Below are 23439 nucleotides of genomic sequence, written 5' to 3'. Positions count from 1 at the left end.
CGTGCCCGCCGTTCCGGCGGGCACGGCCCCGACGGCCTGTGCATTCGGGCCCGAGCGCTGAACGCGCGCCGCGTGTAGGCGCGTCCTCGGCTGCCGCCTACAGTCCCAGCTCGGCCACGCCCGGGAGGGCGTCCCGGGCCGCGCGCTTGGCCTCGTCGGTCCCAGGGGCGTCCAGGGCGGCGCTCGCCGCCGCCTTGCACTCCTCCAGGCTCGCGCGGCTCAGGGCCGCACGGACCAGCGGCAGCGCCGAGGCCCCCATGGACAGGGTGGTCACCCCCGCGCCGACCAGCACGCACGCCAGCAGCGGGTCGGCGGCGGCCTCGCCGCACACCCCGCACGGGCGCGCGGCCGCCGCGGCCGCGCGCGCCGTGGCGGCGATGAGCTCCAGCACCGCGGGCTGCCACGGGTCCTGGAACCGGCTCAGCCCGCCGGCCTCGCGGTCGGCGGCGCAGGCGTACTGGGTCAGGTCGTTGGTGCCGATGCTGAAGAAGCCGGCGCTGCGCGCCAGATGGCGCGCGCCCAGGGCGGCGGCCGGCACCTCCACCATGACGCCCGCGTGCTCGATGCCCGCCTCCTGCGCGCGCTCGGCGAACCAGGCGGCGTCCTCGGCGTCGGTCACCATCGGCGCCATGACGTTGAGCACCGCCTGCGCACCGCGCGCCGCCTCGGCCAACGCGGTGAGCTGGGAGGACAGCATCTCGGGGTGGCGGCGCATCATGCGCAGCCCGCGCACGCCCAGGGCCGGGTTGGGCTCCTCCCCCGGCGGCGGGAGGAAGGCCAGCGGCTTGTCCGCCCCGGCGTCCAGGGTGCGCACCACGACCTTGCTCCCGGCCGGGAACGCGTCCAGCACCGCCCGGTAGGCCTCCACCTGCTCCTCGTGCCCGGGGGCCTCGCCCCGGTCCAGGAAGAGGAACTCGGTCCGGTACAGCCCCACGCCCTCGGCGCCGTTCTCCAGCGCCGCCGGCAGCTCCTTGGGGCCGCCGATGTTGGCCAGCAGCGGCACCCGGTGGCCGTCGGAGGTGGCACCGGGCCCACCGCTCTGCGCGGCCGCGGCCTCGCGGGCGGCCTGCCGGGCGCGGGCCCGCTCGACCCGCTCGGCCGAGGGGTCGGCGACGACCTCGCCGGCGGTCCCGTCCACCAGCAGCGCGGCCCCCTCGGCGATGCCGTCGGCCGCCGCCCCCGCGACCACCGCGGGCAGGCCCAGGGAGCGGGCCAGGATCGCCGAGTGGCTGGTGGGCCCGCCCTCGCGGGTGACGAAGGCCAGCACCTGGTCCGGGTCGAGCGTGGCGGTGTCGGCCGGCGCCAGGTCGGCGGCGACCAGCACGAACGGGGTGTCGGACTCGGGCACGCCCGGCACCGGGACGCCCAGCAGCCGGGCGACGATGCGGTCGCGCACGTCGTCCAGGTCGGCCACGCGCGCGGCCATGTACTCCCCGGCCGCCGCGAGCATCTCGCGGTACACGCCGAAGGCGTCGGCCACGGCGCGGGCGGCGGCCGCCCCCTCGCGCACCCGGCGGCGCACGTCGTCGGCCAGGGCCGGGTCGCGGGCCATCAGCGCCTGCGCCGACAGCACCTCCTGGGCCTGCCCGCCGGCCTTCTCACCGCGCGCGGACAGGTCGCGCGCGGTCTCCTCCATCGCCTCGGCGGCGCGGGCGGCCTCGGCCTCGGCGTCCCCCTCGTATCCGGTCGAGGGCGGCTCGGGCACCGAGCGGGCCAGGCGCAGCGCCGGGCCGTAGCCCACGCCGGGGCTGACCCCGGTGCCCTCCAGTACCCGCTCGTCGGGCTGCCCCATCAGGCCGCACCCGCGATCTCGGCCAACCGGTCGAGCACCGTCTCGGCGTCCTCGCCGTCCACGCTGATGGTGATCTCGTCACCGTGCCGCACGTCCAGGCCCATCACGGCCAGGATGCTCTTGGCGGAGACGGGCGCGCCGTCCCCCTTGGCGACGGTCGCCTCCCCGGACGCCTTGGAGGCGGCCTCGACGAACATCGCCGCGGGCCGGGCGTGCAGCCCGACCTCGGACTCGACTTTCACGCGGCGCTCTGCCACTGCTGGCTCCTCTGTTTCCTCATGCCTTGGCTCGGCCGGTCCCGCCGGGCGGGGGCCAGCCCACTTCGGTCAGGTGGTCGACCACCAGGTCGGCACCGGACAGTGTCTCGCGGTCGTGGGTGGTGGTGACCCCGACCACGCCCATTCCGGCCCGTCGGCCGGCCTCCACCCCGGCGGGGGTGTCCTCGAAGACGGTGATGCGCTCGGGCGGCACGCCCAGCATCCGCGCCCCGGCGCGGTACCCCTCGGGGTCGGGCTTGCCCACGGCGACGTCGGCGGCGGTGACCGTGCCGGTGAACAGCTCCCACAGGCCGGCCATCTTCAGCGCGGACTCGGCCCACTCCCGTCCGGCCGAGGTCACCAGCGCCACCGGGACGCCGCGCCCGTGCAGGGAGCGCACGAACGCCACCGACTCGGGCAGCACCTGCACCGGGGGCAGGTCCGGCGCCGACCCGATGCGCTGCAGCTCGACCAGGAGCACGTCCCAGGAGACGCCGGGGAACAGCGAGGGGTCCTCGGCCACGACGTCCGGGCCGCGCCGGCCCATGAAGCGGTGGAGCACCTCTTCGTCGTAGGGCCGGCCGTGCGCCTGGAGCAGGCGCGCCCAGACCTCCATGGACCGCGGCTCGCTGTTGACGAGCGTGCCGTCCAGGTCGAACAGGGCGCCGCGCCCCTCGCCGCCGCCGGTCACCGCCATGTGAACAGCGCGGTCGAGCCGGCCTCGACCGCGCCGGACTCCACGGTGTCCAGCACGGTGTCCTGGGGGGCGTCCAGGGCGACGACCGGGACCGCCGGGGAGCGGCCCCCGGCCTCCACGGCCGCCGGGTCCCAGCGCACCAGCGGGGCGCCGGCCTCGACGGTCGCGCCCTCGGAGGCCAGGGTCTCGAAACCCTCCCCCTTCAGGTCGACGGTGTCGATCCCCAGGTGGACCAGGACCCCCTTGCCGTCCTCACCGGCGATGACGAAGGCGTGCGGGTGCAGCTTGACGATGGTCCCGGCGATGGGGGCGAGGGCGGTCTGGGGCGCGCGCTCGGGGTCGACCGCGGTCCCGGGTCCGACCATCCCCTGGGAGAAGACGGGGTCGGGGACCCCGGCCAGTCCGGTGGCGGTCCCGGGGACGGGCGAGAGCACTGCGAGCATGGTGGGCACCTCCCGGTGCGGGGCGCGGGCCGAGCGCTCGGCCCGCGCCGGGTGCGGGTGTCAGTCGAGGATGTCGTTGATGTCGTCGGTCAGCGCGTCGGCCTCGGGGCCGACGACCACCTGGACGACGTTGCCCTGGGAGAGGACCCCGTGGGCCCCGGCCGCCTTCAGCGCCGCCTCGTCCACCTTGGACGGGTCGGCCACCTCGGTGCGCAGGCGCGTGATGCACGCCTCGATGTCGGTGATGTTGTCGGCGCCGCCGAGCCCGGCGACGATCGCGGCTGCCTTGTCGGCCATCTTGTTTCCTTGCCTTGTCGAGGTTCCGGCGGGCCGCCCGCGCCCGAGGACGGCCGTGGGCGGTCGTGGACCGGCGCGGACCTGCCGGTCCATGCAGAGCTTAAGCGCCCGCGGGCCGCGGGCCGAAGCGTTCGGCCCGCACAGGGGCCGCCCGGGCGGTCAGGAGGTCTGGGTGACCTTGCCCAGGCCGCGGGGCGCGTCGGGGTTGTAGCCCAGGCGCCGCGCCAGCCGCTCGGTGAGCTGCTGGGCGGGGACGATCAGCCCGATGGGCGCGGTCCACTCCGGCAGGTCGGGCGCCGGGAGGGCCAGGTCGCAGGCGGAGGCCAGGGTGGAGCCGCCGCCGATGCCGTAGACCGGGGCGCCGGCCGCGGCGACCCGCTCGGCCAGGGCGGCGGTGCCCGGCAGCGTGGGGCCGGAGTTCGCCGCGACCAGGATGGCCGGGGTGGAGGAGTCGACCACGGCGATCGGGCCGTGCAGCAGGTCGGCGTAGGACAGCCCCATGGCGTGCAGGTAGCAGGCCTCCTTGAGCTTGAGGGCGGCCTCCAGCGCGGTGGAGAAGGCCATGCCGCGCCCGGAGATCACCGCCCCCTGCACCGGGGTCAGCCGCTCGGCCAGCTCCTCCACGCCGTCGCCGGGGGCGGCCAGCAGCTCCTCGATGGCGTCGGGCACCGCGTTCAGCTCGCCGGCGTCCAGGTCGGCGCCGAGGCCCAGGGCGAGCACGGCCAGGGCGGCCAGCTGGGTGGTGTAGGTCTTGGTGGCCGGCACCGCCAGCTCGTCCCCGGCCTTGGTGACCAGGGCCAGGTCGGCGGACTCGGCGAGCGGGGAGCCCTCCCCGTTGGTGACCGCCACGGTGCGGGCGCCGCAGTCGGCGGCCCAGGCCATGGTGTCGACGATCTCCTCGGTCCGGCCGGACTGGGAGATCGCCACGGCGAGCACGCCGTCCAGGTCGACCTTGGAGCCGTAGGTGGTGGCGATCGACGGCGAGGCCAGGGTGGCCAGCCGCCCGGCGTGCGCCTGGAGCAGGTAGGAGCCGTACACTGCGGCGTTGTCGGAGGAGCCGCGGGCGATGAACAGCACCTGCCGGGTGCGGCGGCCCAGCTCGCCCAGGTCCGCGGTGAGCGGCGTCAGGGCCTCCAGGGTGCGGCGCAGCGCCGCGGGCTGCTCGGCGATCTCAGCGCGCATCACGCTCGTCGTCGTGGTCATCAGGCATCTTCCCCATCGCTGGTGCCGCCGGAGACGCCGGCGCCCGTGTTAATCGCTGTGCGGCCGGGAACGGATCGGCACATGACAATGTACTCTGGTCTAGTCCGGCCTATACCAGTCATACCAGAACGTCCCACCAGCGAACAGGCGACCGAACCATGATCGACCCCACGAGCCCGGTTCCCAAGTACGCCCAGCTCCGGGACCTGCTGCTGGACTGGATCACCGAGCGCGGTCTCGCGGTCGACGACCCCATCCCCTCCGAGCGCGAACTCGGCAACCGCTACGGGCTCTCCCGGATGACGGTGCGCCAGACCGTGGACGTCCTGGTATCGGAAGGGGCGCTGTACCGGGTGCCGGGCAAGGGCACCTTCGTGGCCCGCCCCAAGATCGCCATGCCGCTCGAACTGGCCTCGTTCACCGAGGATATGCGCGCACGCGGCTTCACACCCGGATCGCGCGACCTGGCGCGCCGCGCCGCCCCCGCCTCCGCGCACACCGCCCGGCTGCTGGAGCTGGCCCCCGGCGACCAGGTCCTGCACATCGAGCGGCTGCGCACCGCCGACGGCGAGCCGATGGCGGTCGAGCGCACCACGCTCCCGCTGGCGCCGCTGCCCGGACTGGAGCGCGTCGCGCTGGGCGACCGCTCCCTCTACCGGATCCTGGAAGAGGAGTACGGGATCCTCCTCGACTCGGGCGAGCAGACCATCGAAGCAGGGATCTGCGACCCCGCAGACGCGAAGCTGCTCGGGCTGCCCAACGGCAGCCCGGTGCTGTCGATGCAGCGCCGCAGCTTCTGCAAGGGGGTCTGCATGGAGCTGGCCGTGTCCAGCTACCGTGCGGACCGCTACCAGCTGCACTCGCGTCTGGACCCGCGGCGCCCCGCCGGCGGCTGAGGCCGCCGGACGCGTCCCGCACACGCGCCGGCGCCGCCATCCCACCCGTCCGCATCCAATGGAGGAACACCAGTGAGTTCCACGAAATCCGCCGAGAGCGGCGCAGGAGCGGGATCCTCGCTCCTCGGGCTGCTCCAGCGCATCGGGCGCAGCCTGATGATGCCGATCGCCGTGCTGCCCGCGGCGGCGATCCTGCTCCGGCTCGGCCAGGGCGACATGCTGGGCGCCAACGGCCCGGAGCCGGGCGGCCTGGCCGACGTCACCGGCCTGGGCTGGATGGAGCCGGTCGCCGGTGTCATCGGCACCGCCGGCGACTCGCTCTTCCAGGCGCTGCCGCTGCTGTTCGCGGTGGGCGTGGCCATCGGCTTCGCCAAGCGGGCCGACGGCTCGACCGCGCTGGCCGCCGTGGTGGGCTACGTGGTGTTCGACCGCGTGACCAAGTACCTCTTCTTCCACTTCGACCCCAGCGGGCAGCTGAAGGAGTCGGTCACCACCTTCGACGCCGCCGGCGAAGAGGTCATCAACTGGGGGGTCAAGAACCCCTCCGACGTGCTCGGCGGCATCGCGATCGGCATCCTGGCCGCGGTGCTGTGGCAGCGCTACTACAAGATCAAGCTCCCGGCCTGGCTGGGCTTCTTCGGCGGCCGCCGCTTCGTCCCGATCGTCACCGCGGTCGCCTCGCTGCTGCTGGCGGTCGTCTTCGGCTTCATCTGGCCCACCGTCGGCGGCTGGATCAACGACCTGGGCACCTGGATCGTGGCCTCCGGCCCGCTGGGCGCCGGCGTCTACGGCGTCGTCAACCGCCTGCTGCTGCCCTTCGGCCTGCACCACATCGTCAACTCGGTGGTCTGGTTCGTCTTCGGCAGCTTCGAGAACCCCGCCACCGGCGAGGTCGTGCACGGCGAGATCAACCGCTACCTGGCCGGCGACCCGACCGCCGGCGGCTTCCTGTCCGGCTTCTTCCCGGTGCTGATGTTCGGCCTGCCCGCCGCCGCCATCGCCATGTGGCGCGCCGCGCACCCGAGCCAGCGGGCCACGGTCGGCGGCATCATGATCTCGGCGGCGCTGACCGCGTTCGTCACCGGCATCACCGAGCCGATCGAGTTCGCGTTCATCTTCATCGCCCCGGTGCTCTTCGCGGTGCACGTGGTGCTCACCGGCGTCTCGATGGCGATCCTGAACGCGCTCGACGCCCACCTGGGCTTCGGGTTCTCCGCGGGCCTGATCGACATGGTGCTCAACGCCTTCAAGTCCAACACCACCGGGCTGGTGTGGATCCTGCTGATGGGCGTGGTCTACTTCGCGATCTACTACGCGGTGTTCTACTTCCTGATCAAGAAGCTCAACCTGCCCACCCCGGGCCGCGAGCCGGTCGAGGAGAACGCCTCGGTGGCCGCCAACCCGGACCAGCCGGGCGAGGCCGCGGCGTCCGGCGACGGCGCCGCCAAGGGGCAGGAGAAGGGCGGCGGCACCGGCTGACGCCCTCCTCCTTCCTGTACGGACCACCACGGGGAGCCCCCGGCCTGCGGCCGGGGGCTCCCCCATGTCCGGACCCGGCTCCGGTGACGGACGGTCGGGTGGGACGCCGCACCGGAGGCGCCCCGCCGCTCCGCGTACGGACAGGGCGGCCCCGCCCTGCCCACTGGGCCTCCGGGCCTGCCCGCCTTCCCGGCGGTCACGTTCATCCGCTCAGGTCACGGCGGGTTCTGTGGCACCGGGGCGGGGCTGTTCGCCGTCTCCGGGACCGCGACCGGCGCCCGACCAAACGCGGCCGGGGCCACCCCCGTGGGGGCGGCCCCGGCCGCGTGCGTTCATGCCCGTCCGGCTACTTGTTCTTCGGGTCGCCGTGGCACTTCTTGAACTTCTTGCCCGACCCGCAGGGGCAGGGGGCGTTCCGCGGCGTCCCGGCGTAGGAGTCCTCCACCGTCTCGGTCCGCTTGTCGACCCCGCCGTCCTCGGACGGCGCCGAGTACTGGAGCCGGTCCGGGCCGCGGTCGGTCCCGAAGCCGGAGACCACGACCTCCCCGTCGTCCCCGGAGGAGCCGGCGTCGTCGTCGGCGGCGTCGTCAGAGGCGTCGGCGCCCTTCTCCGAGGGCTCACCGCCGTCGGTGTCCTCGCCGTCCTCCGCCTCGGCCTCGTCCTCGGTGGCGGTGCCCGCGGCCGCGGCGACCGCGGTGCCGTTGGCCGCCGCGGCGGCGGCCGCCGAGGAGGCGCTGACCTCCGACTTGCCCTTGACCTGGACCTCGACGTTGAAGATGTAGCCGACCGCCTCCTCCTTGATCGCGGCCAGCATCTCCTGGAACATGTCGAAGCCCTCCCGCTGGTACTCGATCAGCGGGTTGCGCTGGGCCATGGCGCGCAGGCCGATGCCCTCCTGGAGGTAGTCCATCTCGTACAGGTGCTCGCGCCACTTGCGGTCCATCACCTGCAGCACGATGCGCCGCTCGACCTCGCGCATCGCCTCGGCGCCCAGCTCCTCCTCGCGGCGGGTGTAGGCCGCGTGCGCGTCCTCGCGGACCCGCTCGGAGATCAGGTCCGGGGTGAGCGAGCCCAGGCCGCCGTTCTCCTCGATGAGGTCGTCCACCGTGAAGCTGATCGGGAAGACCTGCTTGAAGGCGTTCCAGAGCTTGTCCAGGTCCCAGTCCCCGGCGTCGCCCTCGGCGGTCGCCGAGCGCACGTAGCCGTCCAGCACGTCGTCGACCATCCCGGCGATCTGCTCCTGCAGGTCGGCCCCCTCCAGCACCTTGCGGCGCTCGGAGTAGATGACCTTGCGCTGGCGGTTGAGCACCTCGTCGTACTTCAGGACGTTCTTGCGGATCTCGAAGTTCTGCTGCTCGACCTGGGTCTGCGCGCTCTGGATCGCCTTGGTGACCATGCCCGAGGCGATCGGCTGGTCGTCGGGGAAGTTGGTGCGCTCCATGATCATCTCGACCCGGGCGCTGTTGAACATGCGCATCAGGTCGTCGCGCAGCGACAGGTAGAACCGGCTCATGCCGGGGTCGCCCTGGCGGCCCGAACGGCCGCGCAGCTGGTTGTCGATGCGCCGCGACTCGTGCCGCTCGGTGCCCAGCACGTACAGCCCGCCGGCCTCGACGACCTGCTCGTGCTCGCTGGCGACCTCCTTCTCGGCCTTCTCCAGCGCCTCCGGCCAGGCGGCCTCGTACTCCTCGGGGGTCTCCAGCGGGGTCAGGCCCCGGCCCTGCAGCTCCTCGTCGGCCATGAACTCGGCGTTGCCGCCGAGCATGATGTCGGTGCCGCGGCCGGCCATGTTGGTGGCCACGGTGACCGCGCCCAGCTTGCCGGCGCGGGCGATGATCGAGGCCTCACGCGCGTGGTTCTTGGCGTTGAGCACGTCGTGCGGCACGCCCTGGCGCTTGAGCAGCTTGGACAGCAGCTCGGACTTCTCCACGCTGGTGGTGCCCACCAGCACCGGCTGGCCCTCTTCGTGGCGCTCGGCGATGTCCTCGACGATGGCGTCGAACTTGCCCTCCTCGTGCTTGTACACGAGGTCCTTCTCGTCGGAGCGGATCATCGGCTTGTTGGTCGGGATGGGGACCACGCCGATGCCGTAGGTCTGGTGGAACTCGGCGGCCTCGGTCTCGGCCGTGCCGGTCATGCCCGAGAGCTTGTCGTAGAGGCGGAAGTAGTTCTGCAGGGTGATCTTGGCGAGCGTCTGGTTCTCGTCCTTGATCTTCACCCGCTCCTTGGCCTCGATGGCCTGGTGCATGCCCTCGTTGTAGCGGCGCCCGCGGAGCACGCGGCCGGTGAACTCGTCGACGATGAGCACCTCGCCGTCGTTGACGATGTACTCCTTGTCCTTGCGGTAGAGCTCCTTGGCCTTGATGGCGTTGTTGAGGAAGGAGACCAGGGGCGTGTTCGCCGGCTCGTACAGGTTCTCGATGCCGAGCTGGTCCTCGACCTTGGCGACGCCGGACTCGTTGATGCCGACGGTGCGCTTCTTCTCGTCGACCTCGTAGTCCTCGTCGCGGCGCAGGCGCGGGGCGATCTTGGCGAAGACCTCGTACCAGCGGGAGTTCTGCTGGGCCGGGCCGCTGATGATCAGGGGCGTGCGGGCCTCGTCGATGAGGATGGAGTCGACCTCGTCGACGATGGCGAAGTTGTGGCCGCGCTGCACCAGCGCGTCCATCGACAGCGCCATGTTGTCGCGCAGGTAGTCGAAGCCGAACTCGTTGTTGGTGCCGTAGGTGACGTCGGCGGCGTAGGCGGCGCGGCGGGCGTCCGGCTTCATCTCGGGGCTGATCACCCCGACCTCCAGCCCCAGCAGCTGGTAGATGCGGCCCATGTTCTCGGCGTCGCGGCGGGCCAGGTAGTCGTTGACGGTGACCACGTGCACGCCCTCGCCCGTGAGCGCGTTCAGGTAGACCGGCAGGGTGGAGGTCAGGGTCTTGCCCTCACCGGTCTTCATCTCGGCGATGTTGCCGAGGTGCAGCGCGGCCCCGCCCATGATCTGGACGTCGAAGTGGCGCTGGCCGAGGGTCAGCTGGGCGGCGCGGCGGACCGTGGCGAAGGCCTCGGGGAGCAGGTCGTCGAGCTTCTCGCCGTCCTTGAGGCGCTCGCGGTACTCGTCGGTGAGCTCGCGGAGCTCGGCCTCGGTGAGGTCGGCGAAGTCTTCCTCGATCGAGTTGACCTGGTCCGTGAGCTTCTTGAGCTTGCGCAGGATCTTGCCTTCTCCCGCGCGGAGGACCTTGTCGAGTATGCCTGGCACTTGCTCTGCGCTCCTCAGCAGATCGGGGCCCGCGTCCGGAGGCGGGACGGTGTCCTTGACCCCCAGCCTTCCATCCTAGGCGAGCTTATTGCCTCGCCGTCCCGCCCGCGCCCTCCCGACGGGGCGGCACGGGGCCGCGGCCGGGGGACGGAACGGGCAGAGGGCGTTCGTTCGGGTATATCGCCAGGGGGAGGGCCTGTGAAGGGCCGAGGACCACGGTGAAGGGGGACACCGAGATGGCAGACCGCCGCGAGCGCGAAGAGCACACCGGACGGGACGCCGGGCGCTACGACGCCCGCATCCGGGGCTACCAGAGGGAAGGGGGGCGGTTCGCCCCCACCGGCGACCACCGCGGGCGCGTCCGCTCCTGGATCGGGGTGGGGCTGCTCCTGGCGGGGGCGCTGCTGGCGGCCGCGGCGATGGTGGCCGGCACGCCCTGGCCGCTGATCGCCGCCGCGGTGGCGGCGCTGGCCGGGCTGGCGGTGTGCGTGGCCGGGGACATCTTCACCGACGTGGTGCTGGACGACCCGCACCGCGAGTCCGAGGAGCCGCACACCACGCCGCTGCACCGGATCAAGGAACGCGACCGCGAGCTGGAGGCCGAGCGCCGCCGGGCCGGGGCGTGAGGCGCCCGGCCGGGGCGTGAGGCGCCCGGCCGGGGCCGCGGGAGGGGGCGGCGCACCGGGTGCGCCGCCCCCGTGGTGCGGGCCGGGGCGGGTCAGTCCGTCAGGCGGATGACCCCGTAGTTGAAGCCCCGGCGCCGGTAGACGACGCTGGGGGCGTCCTTCTCCTCGTCGTGGAACAGGTAGAAGTCGTGGCCCACGAGCTCCATCTCCATGAGGGCCTGGTCGATGCTCATGGGCTTGGCCGAGTGGAACTTCTCGCGGACGATGACCGGGCCGTCCCCCTGGGTGTCCAGCTCGACGAACTCGTCGTCGAAGCGCCCCTCCTCCCCGGCAGCCGACTCCGCGGGCGCGCCGGCGGGCGCCGGGACCCAGGCCGCGCCGGCGGCGCCGGGCTCGGCGAGGTCCGCGGTGGCCGCCGCCACCGACACCGGGGCGCGCTTGCCCTTGCCCACCTTCCGGCGGTCGACGACCTTGCGCAGCCGCGACTCGACCCGGTCCAGGGCCAGGTCGAGGGCGCCGTAGCGGTCGTCGGCCGAGGCCTCGCTGCGGATGACCGGGCCGGTGGAGTGGATCGTCAGCTCGATCCGCTCGCTCTGGGACGACTGGCGCGGGTTGCGCTCGCGGGAGACCTCGACGTCGACGGTCATCCCCTTGCGCTCCCATTTCGAGAGCTTGGCGAGCTTGTTCTCGACGTGCTGCCGGAACTTGTCGCTGATCTCGGTGCGCCGCCCCTTGACGATGATGTCCACAAGACCCCCTTGATCGCTCAGCCGCCGCCCGTGCGGCGGCCAGGCCGTTGGTGCATCCCTGCGCGCGGCGCGCGCGGGGACCGAAGGGCTCCTCCTTCCGACCGCCCGGCTGCCCGCGGAACGCGCGGCCCAGGCGGCTCGCGACGGCTCGTCTGGGTTTGCGTATACCCCGGAACACGGCCATGATCACCCGCGCATCGAGTGGCAGAGACCCTGTTCACGGCCGGGAACACCACATTCGGGACAGGACCGGCGCGCCGTGCGGGCGCCCGGCGGGGCCGCCGGGCCCGCCGGCCGGGGCGCGCACACCGGAGGAAGAGGATGCCACCCGCCCGGCCGACCTGGTCTTCGTCCCCACATCCGCCTGCTGAGGGGTCCGCCGCTTTGCGTGCGACTACTGCCCTTCTCCCGCTCCCGAGGATCATCCGGACCCTCTGCGAGGCAGGTCTTACCTCTAAGGCGCACCGTGATCGGACGACGAAAAGTCGCCTTACGTGGGCCGTTTCGCCTGCGCCTGGCATCGGCTTGCCGCGGTCCGCTCCGCCTGTCGGCGCAGCGCACCCCGGCGCAACCACGGACCCGGGCGGGTGCCATGTCCGAAACGCTAACCCGAGAACCGCCACTTGTCAGGTGGAGAATTCGCACCGGAGGTCCTGGAAACGGCACGGATGCCCCTTCACGGCACCGGAGCGGACCCCTTCGGCCCCGCCGGCAAAAGATTTTTGACGCCCCCGGGGACGGCCCCGGACCGCCCCCGTCCCCCTGCTCACCTGCGCTCGGCCAGGACCGCCGCGGCCCGCACGGTGGCGCCGGAGGCCCGCAGCGCACGCGCCGCCTCGGCCAGCGTGGCCCCGGTGGTGACGACGTCGTCGACCAGCACCGTGTCGACCACCACCGTGCCGGTCGGCGCGGTGTCCGGCGGCGCGCGCCCCGGACGGACGGCGAGCGCACCGGACAGGTTCCGCCGCCGTCCGGCGCGCCCCAGGCCCACCTGGTCGTCGACCCGGCGCACGTGCCGGAGCAGGGGCAGGTGCGCGGCGGCGCGCCCCCGCCCGCGCAGGGCACGGGCGGTGCGGCGGGACAGCGGCAGGACCTGGTCGCCGCCCCGGCGCCGGACGCTCTGCGGCCGGGCGGGCACCGGGACCAGCAGCACCGGCCGGGGGCCGGGGACGGCGGCCGCGACGGCGGCGGCCAGCCGCTCGGCCGACCGCGCGGCGAGCGCCCGGGCGCCGCCGTGCTTGTAGGCCAGCAGCAGGGCCCGGTCGGCGCCGGTGTAGGGCCCGGCGGCCCAGGTCGGCGGGCACCCGGGACGGGCCGAGCAGCGGTGCGGCCGGGGCGCGAGCCGGTCCGCGCACTCCGCGCAGACCAGCGGCCCGGGACGCCCGCAGCCGGCGCAGCACTGCCCGATCGCGAGGCCGCCCAGGGCACGGAGCCGGGAGAGGGAGAGCACGCCCTCAGTCTCACCCGGCGCGGCCCCGGGGGGACCGGCGGACCACGCCCCTGTGGACGGCCGGGCGGGGACTACCCGGGGAAGACCGGGTCGCTGCCCTCGGTCGCGCGCTGCCAGCTGACGCGGTCGGCGGTCAGCCAGAGCTGGTCGTCGTCGGCACCGGCCAGGAGCGGCAGCTCGGGGGCGGCCGCGATGGTGCGGGCCCCCGACAGCGGGCCCACGCTGGAGGGGGCGGTGCCGCCGTCCAGCGGGACCAGGTAGCCCCGGACCGCGCCGTCGCGCTGGGTGCCCAGGACGGCCAGCTGGTCGGCGCCGCGCCAGGCGGCGTCGACCACCTCGCCGACGTCGCGCGCCAGCCCCATGAAGCCGCCGAGCCGGACGCCGCCGTCCTCGTCCGCGGACACCCGGCCCACCCACAGCCGGCCGCCGGCGCCGCCGTCCTCGGTGATGACCGCCGCGCGGGTGCCGTCGCGGGAGAGCCGGAGCTGGGAGACGGCGCGGTCGGTCAGGCCGGGGACCTCCACCTCCACCGGGTCGGTGCCGCCGCGCAGCATCCACACCCGTGTGGACGGGGACTCCTCGTCCTCGGACTCACCGCCGCCGGACCCCTCGTCCCCGGACTCCTCGTCACCGCCGGCCCCCTCGGAGTCCTCCGCGTCCCCGTCCTCGCCGGCGCCGTCCTCCCCGCCGTCGTCGGCGGGCTCCGGGCCGAGCTGCTCCACGGCCCAGAGGTTGCCGTAGGAGTCCCAGGACAGGGCCGAGAACCCCTCGCCGTCGAGCACCGGGCGGAAGGACCCGTCCCCGGCGTCGGCCAGCACCACCCGGTCGTTCTCCCCGTCCACGGCGGCGAAGTGCTGCTCGTCCAGGGAGACCGCGTACCCGCCGAGCGCCTCGCCGCCCTGGCCGGGCGCCCCCGGGACCGCGGCGACCTCGGGGCGGCCGCCGTCCTGCTCGCCCTCCATGCTCCACAGCCGCCCCTCGCGCACGAAGTAGGCCTTCAGCCCTCCGCCGCCGACGCCCGAGGGGTCGACCGACGCCCACTCCTCGGTGGCGCCCTGCAGGCTCTCCTCCTCGTCCTCGGGGACGCGGCTCTCCTCCCCGCCGGCGCGCAGCACCACCTCCTGCACCTCCGGCAGCTGCTTGAGGGTCCAGCCCAGCTGGGCCTCCATCGCCTCGCGGTCCTCGGCCGAGGGGGTGCGGCCGCCCAGCTCCACCGTCACCCGGCCGCCGTCGAAGGCCACGTCGGCGCGGGCCTGCTCCGGGAACGCCGAGCCCACCGCCGGGGAGAGCCAGCGGGTCGGCCCGGCCACCACCTTCTTGGCCAGGCGGGTGGCCACGTCGTCCGAGGTCACCGGGATGAACACCGGGTCGGGGACCAGGGTGCGGCGGTCCCGGTTGAAGAAGTACATGTTCAGCGGCCGGTACACCCGCTCGACGTCGGCGCGGGCCAGGACGAGCCGGTCGGGCAGGTCGGCGATGCGCCACTCGCCCTCCCCGTCCCGCTCCAGCCGGAAGGAGACGTCGATGAGGTCGCCGCCGTCGCCGGCCACGTAGTGGCCGTCGGGGTCGATCACGGCCGCCTCGGGGGTGCGCATCCGCACCGTGGCGGTGTTCTCGTCGGTCCCGGGCTCCACGTCCAGCGAGACGGTGTCCATGCTCTCGTAGACCAGCGCCGAGTCGTCCGGCGACCAGGAGGAGCGGCGGTCGGGCAGCAGGAACCGCCGGGCCGCGGCGTGGTTGTCCTCGAAGCTGGCCATGTCCTTCAGGAACCCCTGGACCAGGCCGTCCTCGCTGACGCCGGGCTGGGGTCCGGCGGGCAGCATGCGCACGTAGGAGTCGGAGGCGGCGGGGGAGTCCCCGCCGCGGTCGCTCTGGGCGATGGGGCCGGCCGAGGGCACCGTGGCGCAGCCCCCGGCGATGAGCACCGCCAGGGCCCCGGCGGCGGCGCCGGCACGATTGGGCACGCGTCTCATCCGACCTCCCCCGCGGTGGTGGTCCGCCCCTGCTCCTCGGCGGGCGCCGGCTCGCCCGCGGGCGCCTCCTCCGGCGCGGGGCGGGCGATGCGGCCGCGGCCCATCGAGCGCTCCGGCGGCACCAGCGGCAGCGGCGAGCCGCGCAGCTCCTGGCCGGCCGAGCGGGGCAGGGAGAGCCGGAACTGCGACCCGGCCCCGGGCTCGCCCCAGGCCTGCAGCCAACCGCCGTGCAGCTGGGCGTCCTCCTTGGCGATCGACAGCCCGAGCCCGGTCCCGCCGGTGGTGCGGGCGCGGGCCGGGTCCGCCCGCCAGAAGCGGTCGAAGCACAGGTGCTCCTCGCCCTCCTTGAGGCCCACCCCGTGGTCGCGCACCGCCACGGCCACCGCGTCCCGGTCGCACGCGGCGGTGACCACCACGTCCCGGTCCTCGCTGTGCTCGATCGCGTTGACGACCAGGTTGCGCAGGATGCGGGTGATGCGGCGGGCGTCCATGTCGGCGGTGCACGGCTCGGCGGGCAGGCGCAGCACCACCTTGATGCCCCGCTTCTCGGCGATCTGCTCGGAGTCGCCGACCGCCTTGAGCACGCAGTCGCGGATGTCCACCGGCTCCACCGCGAGGGCGGCCGCGCCCGCGTCGTGCCTGCTGATCTCCAGCAGGTCGCCCAGCAGCTCCTCGAACCGCTCCAGCTGGCCCTGGAGCAGCTCCACCGAGCGGTTCATCGCCGCGTCCAGGTCGTCGCGCTGCTCGTAGAGCAGGTCGCCGGCCATCCGGATGGTGGTCAGCGGGGTGCGCAGCTCGTGCGAGACGTCGGAGACGAACTGGCGCTGGGACTTGGACAGCTCCTCCAGCTCCTGGATCTTCTCCTGCAGGCTCCCGGCCATCTCGTTGAAGGAGACCGCCAGCCGGGACAGGTCGTCGGTGCCGCGCACCTGCATGCGCTCGTTCAGCTCGCCCTCGGCCAGCCGCTCGGCCGACCCGGCCGCCGCCCGCACCGGGCTCACCACCTGCCGGGTGACCAGGTAGGAGATCACCCCCAGCACCAGGCACAGCAGCGCGCCGACCACGAACAGGGTGTTCTGCACCAGGTCGAGCATGTCCTGCTCGTGCGAGAGCGGGAAGACGTAGTAGAGCTCGTAGGTGTGCGAGAGCGGGGCGCCGACCACCAGGCCGGGCTCGTCGTCGGCGTAGTCCCGCCGGATCTCGGTGTAGGTCCAGTAGGCGGGCTCGCCGGTGGCCGAGGCCTGCACCGTCTCGCGGAGCCGCTCGGGGACCGTGGCGCTGCGCACGTCCCCGCCGACGAACCCGCGGGTGCCGGACACGCTCGGCAGGATCATCACGTCGTAGGCGCCCGACTCGGCACGCCCTCCGGCCAGGTCGTCGACGATGCTCTCCAGCAGCTCCTCGGAGTCCACCGACTGGTCGCCGTCCTGCAGCGCGTTGATCGCGCTGCTCACCCCGGCGGCGTGGTCGTTCAGCGCCGCCTCGCGCTGGGCCTCCAGCAGCCCGCTGCGCACCTGCTGGACCAGGAAGAAGCCGAGCACGGCGGCGACCGCCACCGAGATCGCCAGCGTGCTGGAGACCACCCGCAGCTGCAGCGAGGAGCGCCAGCGCTGGTGCACCCAGCGCACCAGGCCGCGGGCGGCCCGCTGGGCCGCGAGGTAACCGCGCAGCAGTCCGGTGCTCACCCTGTGCAGCGCCCCCGGGGCCGACTCGTCCGCCCCCGCCGCCTCCTGCGGCGCGGCGGGGTCGCTGGTCCCGTCGGCGGCCACTGCTCCCGTTGCTCCCGTTCCCGTCCGGATCCGGTCAGGCGGCGCCGCCGGCCTTGTAGCCGACGCCCCGCACGGTCACCACGACCTCGGGGTGCTCCGGGTCCTTCTCGATCTTGGCCCGCAGCCGCTGGACGTGCACGTTGACCAGGCGGGTGTCGGCGGCGTGCCGGTAGCCCCAGACCTGCTCCAGCAGCACCTCGCGGGTGAAGACCTGGCGCGGCTTGCGGGCCAGCGCCACCAGCAGGTCGAACTCCAGCGGGGTGAGGCTGATCGGCTCGCCGTCCCGGCGCACCGCGTGCCCGGCCACGTCGATGGTGATGTCGCCGATCTGGAGCACCTCGGGGGCGGGCTCCTCGGTTCGGCGCAGGCGCGCGCGGACGCGGGCCACCAGCTCCTTGGGCTTGAACGGCTTGACGATGTAGTCGTCGGCCCCCGACTCCAGGCCGAGCACCACGTCGACGGTGTCGCCCTTGGCGGTCAGCATCACCACCGGCACGCCCGACTCGGCGCGGATCTGACGGCACACGTCGATGCCCTCGGTCCCGGGCAGCATCAGGTCCAGCAGCACCAGGTCGGGCTTGGACTCGCGGAAGGCCTCCAGCGCCTTGTCCCCGTCGTGCACGAACGTCGGCTCGAAGCCCTCGCCTCTGAGGACGATGCCGAGCATCTCGGCGAGGGCGAGGTCGTCGTCGACGACCAGTACGCGTCCCTTCATCAATGCTTCCGGCACCCGGTCCGCCTCCCCGATGGGGACGCGTCACCCGGCGCCTTCTCCTTTCTGGACACTCAAGCGGCGAACTGCGGTCACTTCTGCCGGGGGTCCCTGGCGGGAGCCGTGGTCTCCCCCACACCTTGCCATCTCCCCGGCGCGTCCGGCTGCGGTTCGCCCCGGTCACCCCGCGGCCTCGGCCCGATCGCCTCCCCGATCGCGTACTCCCCGCCCCGTCCGCGCCCGCGGGCACCGCCCCGGGCTGTCCGCCTCCGGACATCGCGCGACTTGGTCGGTAGATAACCGAAAGCATACAAAACGAACGAATGGACGCGCCGCTCACGCAGGGCGCGAAGGGTGGCCGGGGCGGGCCGCGGCCCGCCCCGCGGGCGATCTCGCATAGCGTGGGGACACCCATGCGTTAGACGGACGGCGGAGGAGAGATGACGCACGACGACGGCCGCCCCGGAGGCGATCCGGGACCCGAACAGGCGCCGCCTCCGGGTCCGTGGGCCGTCCCCGGCGGAGGCGCCGCGCCCCCGCCGCAGGATCCCGGGCCCGCCCCGTCCGGCCCCGGATACGGCCCGGGGTACGCGCCGCCCGGCGGGTCCCCGCCGCCCCCGGGGGGCCACCCCCCCTACGGCGGCCACGGCGGGTACGGCGCCCCCGGCTGGGGGCCGCCGCCGGTGCCGCGCCCGGGCATCATCGCGCTGCGACCGCTCACCCTGGGCGACATCTTCAACGGGGCCTTCAGCTACATCCGCGGCAACCCCAAGACCGTGCTGGGGCTGGCGGTGCTGCTCAGCGCCGTGGTCAGCCTGCTGCCCTCGATCGGCAACGGCACCCTGCTCAACGACATGGACCGGTTCGCCACCCAGGTCGAGCCCGGTGGGGCCCCCGGCGACGCCTTCCCGTTCTCGGTGACGACGATGGCGCTCAACGCCGGAGGCCTGGTGGTGCAGTTCGTCGGAACGGCGGTGCTCTCCGGCGTGCTGGCCTCGGTCATCGGCATGGCGGTGCTGGGGCGGCGGCCCACCGTCCGGGAGGCGTTCGCCTGGTTCGCCCCGCGCACCGGCGCCGTCCTGGGGGTGGCCGGGCTGCTGGTGCTGATGAGCATCGGCTGGTTCGTGCTGTTCTTCGGGGTGCTCATCGGCGGCGTGTTCCTGGCCGTGGAGGTCGAGCCCTGGCTGGGCGTGCCGCTGCTCATCGGCGGCCTGCTGCTCACCGCGGTGCTCGGCGTGTGGATCTACGTCCGCGTGGCGCTGGCGATGCCGGCCGCGGTGCTCGAGCGGGTGGGCGCCGGACGGGCCCTGGCCCGCTCCTGGCGGCTGACCACCGGATCGTGGTGGCGCACCTTCGGCATCCTCATCCTGGCCTCGATCATCACCAGCATGGTGGCGGGCATCCTGGCCACGCCCTTCTCCCTCGGCGGGTCGGTGGCGATGGTCGCCGTCACCGACACCGCGCTGGCGGCGGTCCTCTACGCCACGGCGATCTTCCTGGGGTCGGTCCTGGGCGGCGCGATCACCTCGCCGTTCCTGAGCGGGGTCACCGGCCTGCTCTACGTCGACCTGCGGATGCGCCGTGAGGCCCTGGACCTGCGGCTGCAGGCCGCCGCCCAGCAGGGCGCCGCCATCGGCCCCGAGGTCTACCTGCCCGACGCGCCGGCCGCGCCCCCCTCGGGGGCCCAGCCCGCACCGGGGGCCCAGCCGTGGTGACCCGCGAGGAAGGCGCCCGCATCGCCGGAGAGGAGCTCTCCGACCCGGCCTACGGCGCCGCCGAACCGGGGCTGGTCCAGCGCGCCCTGTCCCGGTTCTGGGAGATGCTGACCGAGCTCGCCCAAGGCGCCGCGGGGGACCTGCCCGGCGGCTGGTGGACCCTGGGCCCGCTGCTGGCGGTGCTGGTGCTGGCCGCGGTGGTGCTCATCGTGCGGGCCCGCCCGGCCCGCAGGGCCTCCTCGGCCGCCGCGCTGTTCGGCGACCGGGCCCCGGCGACCGCGGCGGACCACCGGGCCGCCGCCGAACGGCACGCCGCGGCCGGGGACCTGTCCGCCGCGGTCCGCGAGCGGCTCCGCGCCATCGCCCTGGACCTGGAGGAGCGCGCCGTGGTGGCGCCGCGCCCCGGGCGCACCGCCACCGAGCTGGCCGCCGACGCGGGCGAGGCGCTGCCCGCCCACCGGGCCGCCTTGGAGGAGGCCGCGGTGGTCTTCAACGACAGCGCCTACGGCGACCGGCCGGCCACCCCCGAGGGGTACCGCGCCCTGCGCGACCTGGACGAGGCCCTGTCCGCCGCACGCCCGCAGGAGGCCGCACGGTGACGACCGCCTCCCCGACCGCTCCCCCGTCACTGGCGGCCCGCTGGCGCAGCGCGCGCGGGCCGGTCGCGGTGATCGCCGTCCTGGTGCTGTTCTCCTTCATCGTCTCGCTCGGGGCGAGCCCCGAGCGCACCGGGCTGCTGGAGCCCGAGGCGACGACGCCGGAGGGCTCGCGCGCGCTCGTCAACATCCTCGAAGACCAGGGCGGCGACGTCACGGTGGCCCGGGACAGCGCCTCGGCGCTCGACGCCGCCTCCGGCGACGCCCTGGTCGTGCTGTCCGCCTCCTACCGGCTGACCGGCGACGAGCTGGACCGGCTCGCCGGCTCCGGCGCCGACGTGCTCGCCGTGCGCCCCAGCGGCCCCGCGCTGCGGACCCTGGCCCCCGGGGTCGCGGTGGCCGGGCGCGCCGACGGCGGCGCCCTGGAGCCCGGGTGCGGGCTGCCCGCCGCGCAGGCCGCCGGGGCCGCCGACACCGGCGGCGAGACCTACACCGGCGGCGCCACCGGCTGCTACCCGGTCGACGGCGGCGACGCGCTCGTCGTCGCCGACCGCCCGGACGGGGCGGCCACCACCGTGCTCGGCGACCCGGCGCCGCTGACCAACGCCGAGCTGGGCCGCGAGGGCAACGCCGCACTGCTGCTCAACCTGGCCGACGGGCGCGACGTCGTGTGGTTCCTGCCCGACGCGGCGGTGCAGGGCGGCGGACAGAGCGTCTGGAGCCTGCTGCCGCGGCCGCTGGTCTGGTCCGCGGTCCCGCTGGCCGCCGCGCTGGTGCTGCTGGCGCTGTGGCGCGGCCGCCGGCTGGGGCCGCTGGTCGCCGAGCGGCTCCCGGTCGTGGTGCGCGCCGCCGAGACCACCGAGGGCCGGGCCCGGCTCTACGCCTCCCGGCGGGCCCGGGACCGGGCCGCCGCCGCGCTGCGCGCCGACACCGCCGAGCGGCTGCGCACCGCCGTCGGGCTGGGGCCCGGCGCCGGCGCCGACGCGGTCGCCGAGGCCGTCGCCCGGCGCACCGGGGACGACCCGGGGCGGGTGCGGTCGCTGCTGTACGGTGCCCCGGAGGGGGGCGACACGGCCGACGACGCGGCACTGGCCGCCCTCGCCGACGACCTCGACCGCCTGGAGCGGCGGCTCTCCCCCGGCGCCTGACCGCCCCACCCCACGTGACCACCGAGAGAGGGAAGCACACCGTGACCGCCTTCACCCCGCAGGGCGCGCCCAGCGCAGAGCAGGCGCGCCAGGCCCTGGGCGCCGTGCGCCACGAGGTCGCCAAGGCCGTGGTCGGCCAGGACGAGACGGTGACCGGCCTGGTCGTGGCGCTGCTGTGCCGCGGCCACGTGCTGATGGAGGGCGTCCCCGGCGTCGCCAAGACGCTGCTGGTGCGCGCCCTGTCGGCGGCGCTGGACCTGGACCACAAGCGCACCCAGTTCACCCCGGACCTGATGCCGGGCGACGTCACCGGGTCGATGGTCTACGACGCGCGCACCGCCGAGTTCGAGTTCCACCGCGGGCCCGTGTTCACCAACCTGTTCCTGGCCGACGAGATCAACCGCACCCCGCCCAAGACGCAGGCGGCCCTGCTGGAGGCGATGGAGGAGCGGCAGGTGACGGTCGCGGGCGACCCCTCGCCCCTGCCCGACCCGTTCGTGGTGGCCGCCACCCAGAACCCGGTGGAGTACGAGGGCACCTACCCGCTGCCCGAGGCCCAGCTCGACCGGTTCCTGCTGAAGCTGGTGGTGGCCCTGCCCGAACGGGACGACGAGGTGGGGGTGCTGGCCCGGCACGCCGCCGGGTTCGACCCCTCGGACCTGGAGGCGGCGGGGGTGCGCCCGGTGGCCGGCCCCGCCGAGCTGGCCGCCGCGCGCGCGGCGGCCGCCTCGGTGCGCGTCTCCCAGGAGGTCCTGGGCTACATCGTGGACCTGTGCCGGGCCACCCGGCGGTCGCCGTCTCTGCAGCTGGGCGCCTCCCCGCGCGGGGCGACCGCGCTGCTGCGCACCTCCCGGGCCTGGGCATGGCTGTCCGGGCGGGACTACGTGACCCCCGACGACGTGAAGGCGCTCGCCCGGGCGACCCTGCGGCACCGGGTGGCGCTGCGGCCGGAGGCCGAGCTGGAGGGCGCCACCGCCGACGGGGTGCTCGACGGCGTGCTGGCCTCGGTGCCGGTCCCCCGGTGAGCGGAGGGCGCGCGGTGGAGCCGACGGGACCGGGGATGGAGCACTGATGGCGATCACGGGCCGCGCGGTGGCGCTCGCCTTCGCCGCCGTTCCGGTGGTACTGGCCGCCGGGGTGCTCGCGCCGCAGGCGGCGTGGGCGTCGGTGGCGCTGGTGGTGCTGCTCATCGCCGCCGACCTGGCGCTGGCGCCCAGCGCGCGCCGGGTCGCGCTGGAGCGCTCCGGCGACACCTCGGTCCGGCTGGGCGAGACCGCCCGGGTGGAGCTGCTGGTGTCCGGCCCGCCCGGGCGGGCGCTGCGCGGGGTGCTGCGGGACGCCTGGCCGCCGAGCGCGGGGGCGCACCCGGCCCGGCACCCGCTGCGGGTGCCGCGCGGCGAGCGGCGGCGGCTGGCGACCGTGCTGGAGCCGCAGCGGCGCGGCGACCACGCGGCGGCGGGGGTGACCGTGCGCTGCCTGGGCCCGCTGGGCCTGGCGGCCCGCCAGGCCACGCACACCGCGCCGTGGACGCTGCGGGCGCTGCCGCCCTTCCACAGCCGCCGCCACCTGCCGGGCAAGCTGGCGCGCCTGCGCGAACTGGACGGGCGCACCAGCGCCCTGGTGCGCGGGCAGGGCAGCGAGTTCGACTCGCTGCGCGAGTACGTGCCCGGGGACGACGTGCGCTCCATCGACTGGCGGGCGACGGCCCGCCGCGAGGCGGTGGTGGTGCGCACCTGGCGGCCCGAGCGGGACCGGCGGATCCTGCTGGTGCTGGACACCGGGCGCACCTCGGCCGGCCGGGTGGGGGACGTGCCCCGGCTGGACCACTCCATGGACGCGGCGCTGCTGCTGGCGGCGCTGGCCGCCAAGGCGGGCGACCGGGTGGACCTGCTGGCCTTCGACCGCCGGGTCCGGGCCCAGGTGCGCACCCGGGGGCGGGGCACGTCGGTGCCCGCGATCGTGGGGGCGATGGCCCCGCTGGAGGCCGAGCTGGTGGAGTCGGACCCGGCGGCGATGGCCGCCGCGGTCCTGGGCGGCCAGGGGCGCTCGCGGCGGCTGGTGGTGCTGCTGACCGACCTGAACGCCTCGGCCCTGGAGGAGGGCCTGCTGCCGATGCTCCCGGCCCTGACCGCGCGGCACGCGGTGATGCTCGCCGCGGTGGGCGACCCGGCGGTGGAGGCGATGGCGGCCGAGCGCGGCGACGCCCGCGCGGCCTACCGCTCGGCGGCGGCGCGCCGGACCCTGGCCGACCGCAGGCGCGTCACGGCCGAACTGAAGAGGCACGGCGTCGAGGTCGTCGACGCCCCGCCCGACACGATCGCCCCGGCCCTCGCCGACGCCTACATCGCCATGAAGGCCCAGGGCAGGCTGTAGCCGACCGGGGGAAGGCC

At 74.9% G+C, this 23439-nt stretch carries 20 protein-coding genes; 8 read left to right on the top strand and 12 right to left on the bottom strand.

Going from position 1 to position 23439, the window contains the following annotated elements; all coding sequences use genetic code 11:
• Positions 1-97: 97 nt before the first annotated feature.
• From ptsP to C892_RS0123945, 6 genes are all read right to left on the bottom strand, one after another.
• Entirely contained in the window at positions 98-1792 is a 1695-nt protein-coding gene (ptsP, locus tag C892_RS0123970; protein WP_017559264.1) for a phosphoenolpyruvate--protein phosphotransferase, read from the bottom strand.
• On the bottom strand, positions 1792-2049 hold the full coding sequence (locus tag C892_RS0123965; protein WP_017538496.1) for an HPr family phosphocarrier protein: 258 nt from the start codon (positions 2047-2049) through the stop codon (positions 1792-1794). The genes ptsP and C892_RS0123965 overlap by 1 nt, the downstream gene beginning before the upstream one ends.
• Positions 2050-2068: 19 nt before the next feature.
• Positions 2069-2746, bottom strand: coding sequence for an HAD family hydrolase (locus tag C892_RS0123960; protein WP_017559263.1), 678 nt, complete (start codon positions 2744-2746; stop codon positions 2069-2071).
• Positions 2737-3189, bottom strand: coding sequence for a PTS sugar transporter subunit IIA (locus tag C892_RS0123955; RefSeq protein ID WP_017538498.1), 453 nt, complete (start codon positions 3187-3189; stop codon positions 2737-2739). Before C892_RS0123955 ends, C892_RS0123960 begins: the two co-directional genes overlap by 10 nt.
• 60 nt (positions 3190-3249) lie before the next feature.
• Positions 3250-3579 carry a PTS sugar transporter subunit IIB gene (locus C892_RS0123950; RefSeq protein ID WP_083932591.1) on the bottom strand — a complete coding sequence of 110 codons (330 nt, stop codon included), beginning with the start codon at positions 3577-3579 and terminating at the stop codon, positions 3250-3252.
• A 66-nt stretch (positions 3580-3645) separates the two neighbouring features.
• Entirely contained in the window at positions 3646-4689 is a 1044-nt protein-coding gene (locus C892_RS0123945; RefSeq protein ID WP_026124592.1) for an SIS domain-containing protein, read from the bottom strand.
• 158 nt (positions 4690-4847) lie between these two features.
• On the opposite strand from C892_RS0123945, the gene C892_RS0123940 reads away from it, so the two are divergent.
• Entirely contained in the window at positions 4848-5585 is a 738-nt protein-coding gene (locus C892_RS0123940; protein WP_017538501.1) for a GntR family transcriptional regulator, read from the top strand.
• Positions 5586-5657: 72 nt separating this feature from the next.
• Positions 5658-7064, top strand: coding sequence for a PTS transporter subunit EIIC (locus C892_RS0123935; protein ID WP_017559261.1), 1407 nt, complete (start codon positions 5658-5660; stop codon positions 7062-7064).
• 346 nt (positions 7065-7410) lie between these two features.
• Here the strand turns inward: C892_RS0123935 and secA are convergent, their stop codons facing one another.
• On the bottom strand, positions 7411-10311 hold the full coding sequence (secA, locus tag C892_RS0123930) for a preprotein translocase subunit SecA (protein ID WP_017559260.1): 2901 nt from the start codon (positions 10309-10311) through the stop codon (positions 7411-7413).
• Between the two features lie 236 nt (positions 10312-10547).
• On the opposite strand from secA, the gene C892_RS0123925 reads away from it, so the two are divergent.
• Complete coding sequence (locus C892_RS0123925; protein WP_239647509.1) at positions 10548-10937, top strand: hypothetical protein; 390 nt, start codon at positions 10548-10550, stop codon at positions 10935-10937.
• A 92-nt stretch (positions 10938-11029) separates the two neighbouring features.
• Here the strand turns inward: C892_RS0123925 and hpf are convergent, their stop codons facing one another.
• The 5 genes from hpf to mtrA all read right to left on the bottom strand — a co-directional run bounded on the left by hpf (position 11030) and on the right by mtrA (position 17593).
• Positions 11030-11686: a ribosome hibernation-promoting factor, HPF/YfiA family gene (gene hpf / locus C892_RS0123920; RefSeq protein WP_017538505.1), complete on the bottom strand. Its 657-nt coding sequence runs from the start codon at positions 11684-11686 to the stop codon at positions 11030-11032.
• Positions 11687-12452: 766 nt separating this feature from the next.
• Positions 12453-13136 carry a ComF family protein gene (locus C892_RS0123915; RefSeq protein ID WP_017559259.1) on the bottom strand — a complete coding sequence of 228 codons (684 nt, stop codon included), beginning with the start codon at positions 13134-13136 and terminating at the stop codon, positions 12453-12455.
• Between the two features lie 71 nt (positions 13137-13207).
• Positions 13208-15109, bottom strand: a complete 1902-nt coding sequence (locus C892_RS0123910) for an LpqB family beta-propeller domain-containing protein (RefSeq protein ID WP_040685569.1) — start codon at positions 15107-15109, stop codon at positions 13208-13210.
• A complete protein-coding gene (gene mtrB, locus C892_RS0123905) occupies positions 15106-16878 on the bottom strand; it encodes an MtrAB system histidine kinase MtrB (RefSeq protein ID WP_017559257.1) in 1773 nt (590 codons plus the stop codon). The genes C892_RS0123910 and mtrB overlap by 4 nt, the downstream gene beginning before the upstream one ends.
• Positions 16879-16912: 34 nt before the next feature.
• Complete coding sequence (gene mtrA, locus C892_RS0123900; RefSeq protein ID WP_017538510.1) at positions 16913-17593, bottom strand: MtrAB system response regulator MtrA; 681 nt, start codon at positions 17591-17593, stop codon at positions 16913-16915.
• Between the two features lie 437 nt (positions 17594-18030).
• Between mtrA and C892_RS0123895 the strand changes: the two genes are divergently transcribed.
• Genes C892_RS0123895 through C892_RS0123875 form a run of 5 tightly spaced genes read left to right on the top strand, consistent with a single transcriptional unit; the run spans position 18031 to position 23422 of the window.
• Positions 18031-19305, top strand: coding sequence for a glycerophosphoryl diester phosphodiesterase membrane domain-containing protein (locus C892_RS0123895; protein ID WP_017559256.1), 1275 nt, complete (start codon positions 18031-18033; stop codon positions 19303-19305).
• Positions 19302-19904, top strand: a complete 603-nt coding sequence (locus tag C892_RS0123890; RefSeq protein ID WP_026124591.1) for a DUF4129 domain-containing protein — start codon at positions 19302-19304, stop codon at positions 19902-19904. Before C892_RS0123895 ends, C892_RS0123890 begins: the two co-directional genes overlap by 4 nt.
• Entirely contained in the window at positions 19901-21049 is a 1149-nt protein-coding gene (locus tag C892_RS0123885; RefSeq protein WP_017559254.1) for a DUF4350 domain-containing protein, read from the top strand. The genes C892_RS0123890 and C892_RS0123885 overlap by 4 nt, the downstream gene beginning before the upstream one ends.
• A 41-nt stretch (positions 21050-21090) precedes the next feature.
• Entirely contained in the window at positions 21091-22074 is a 984-nt protein-coding gene (locus C892_RS0123880) for an AAA family ATPase (RefSeq protein ID WP_017559253.1), read from the top strand.
• Positions 22075-22120: 46 nt separating this feature from the next.
• Positions 22121-23422, top strand: coding sequence for a DUF58 domain-containing protein (locus C892_RS0123875; protein ID WP_017559252.1), 1302 nt, complete (start codon positions 22121-22123; stop codon positions 23420-23422).
• Positions 23423-23439 lie beyond the last annotated feature (17 nt).

Source organism: Nocardiopsis baichengensis YIM 90130 (assembly GCF_000341205.1).
GTDB lineage: Bacteria > Actinomycetota > Actinomycetes > Streptosporangiales > Streptosporangiaceae > Nocardiopsis_A > Nocardiopsis_A halophila.
The sequence above is the reverse complement of the archived record's forward strand: the minus strand, read 5'-3'. Positions and strand labels throughout refer to the sequence as shown.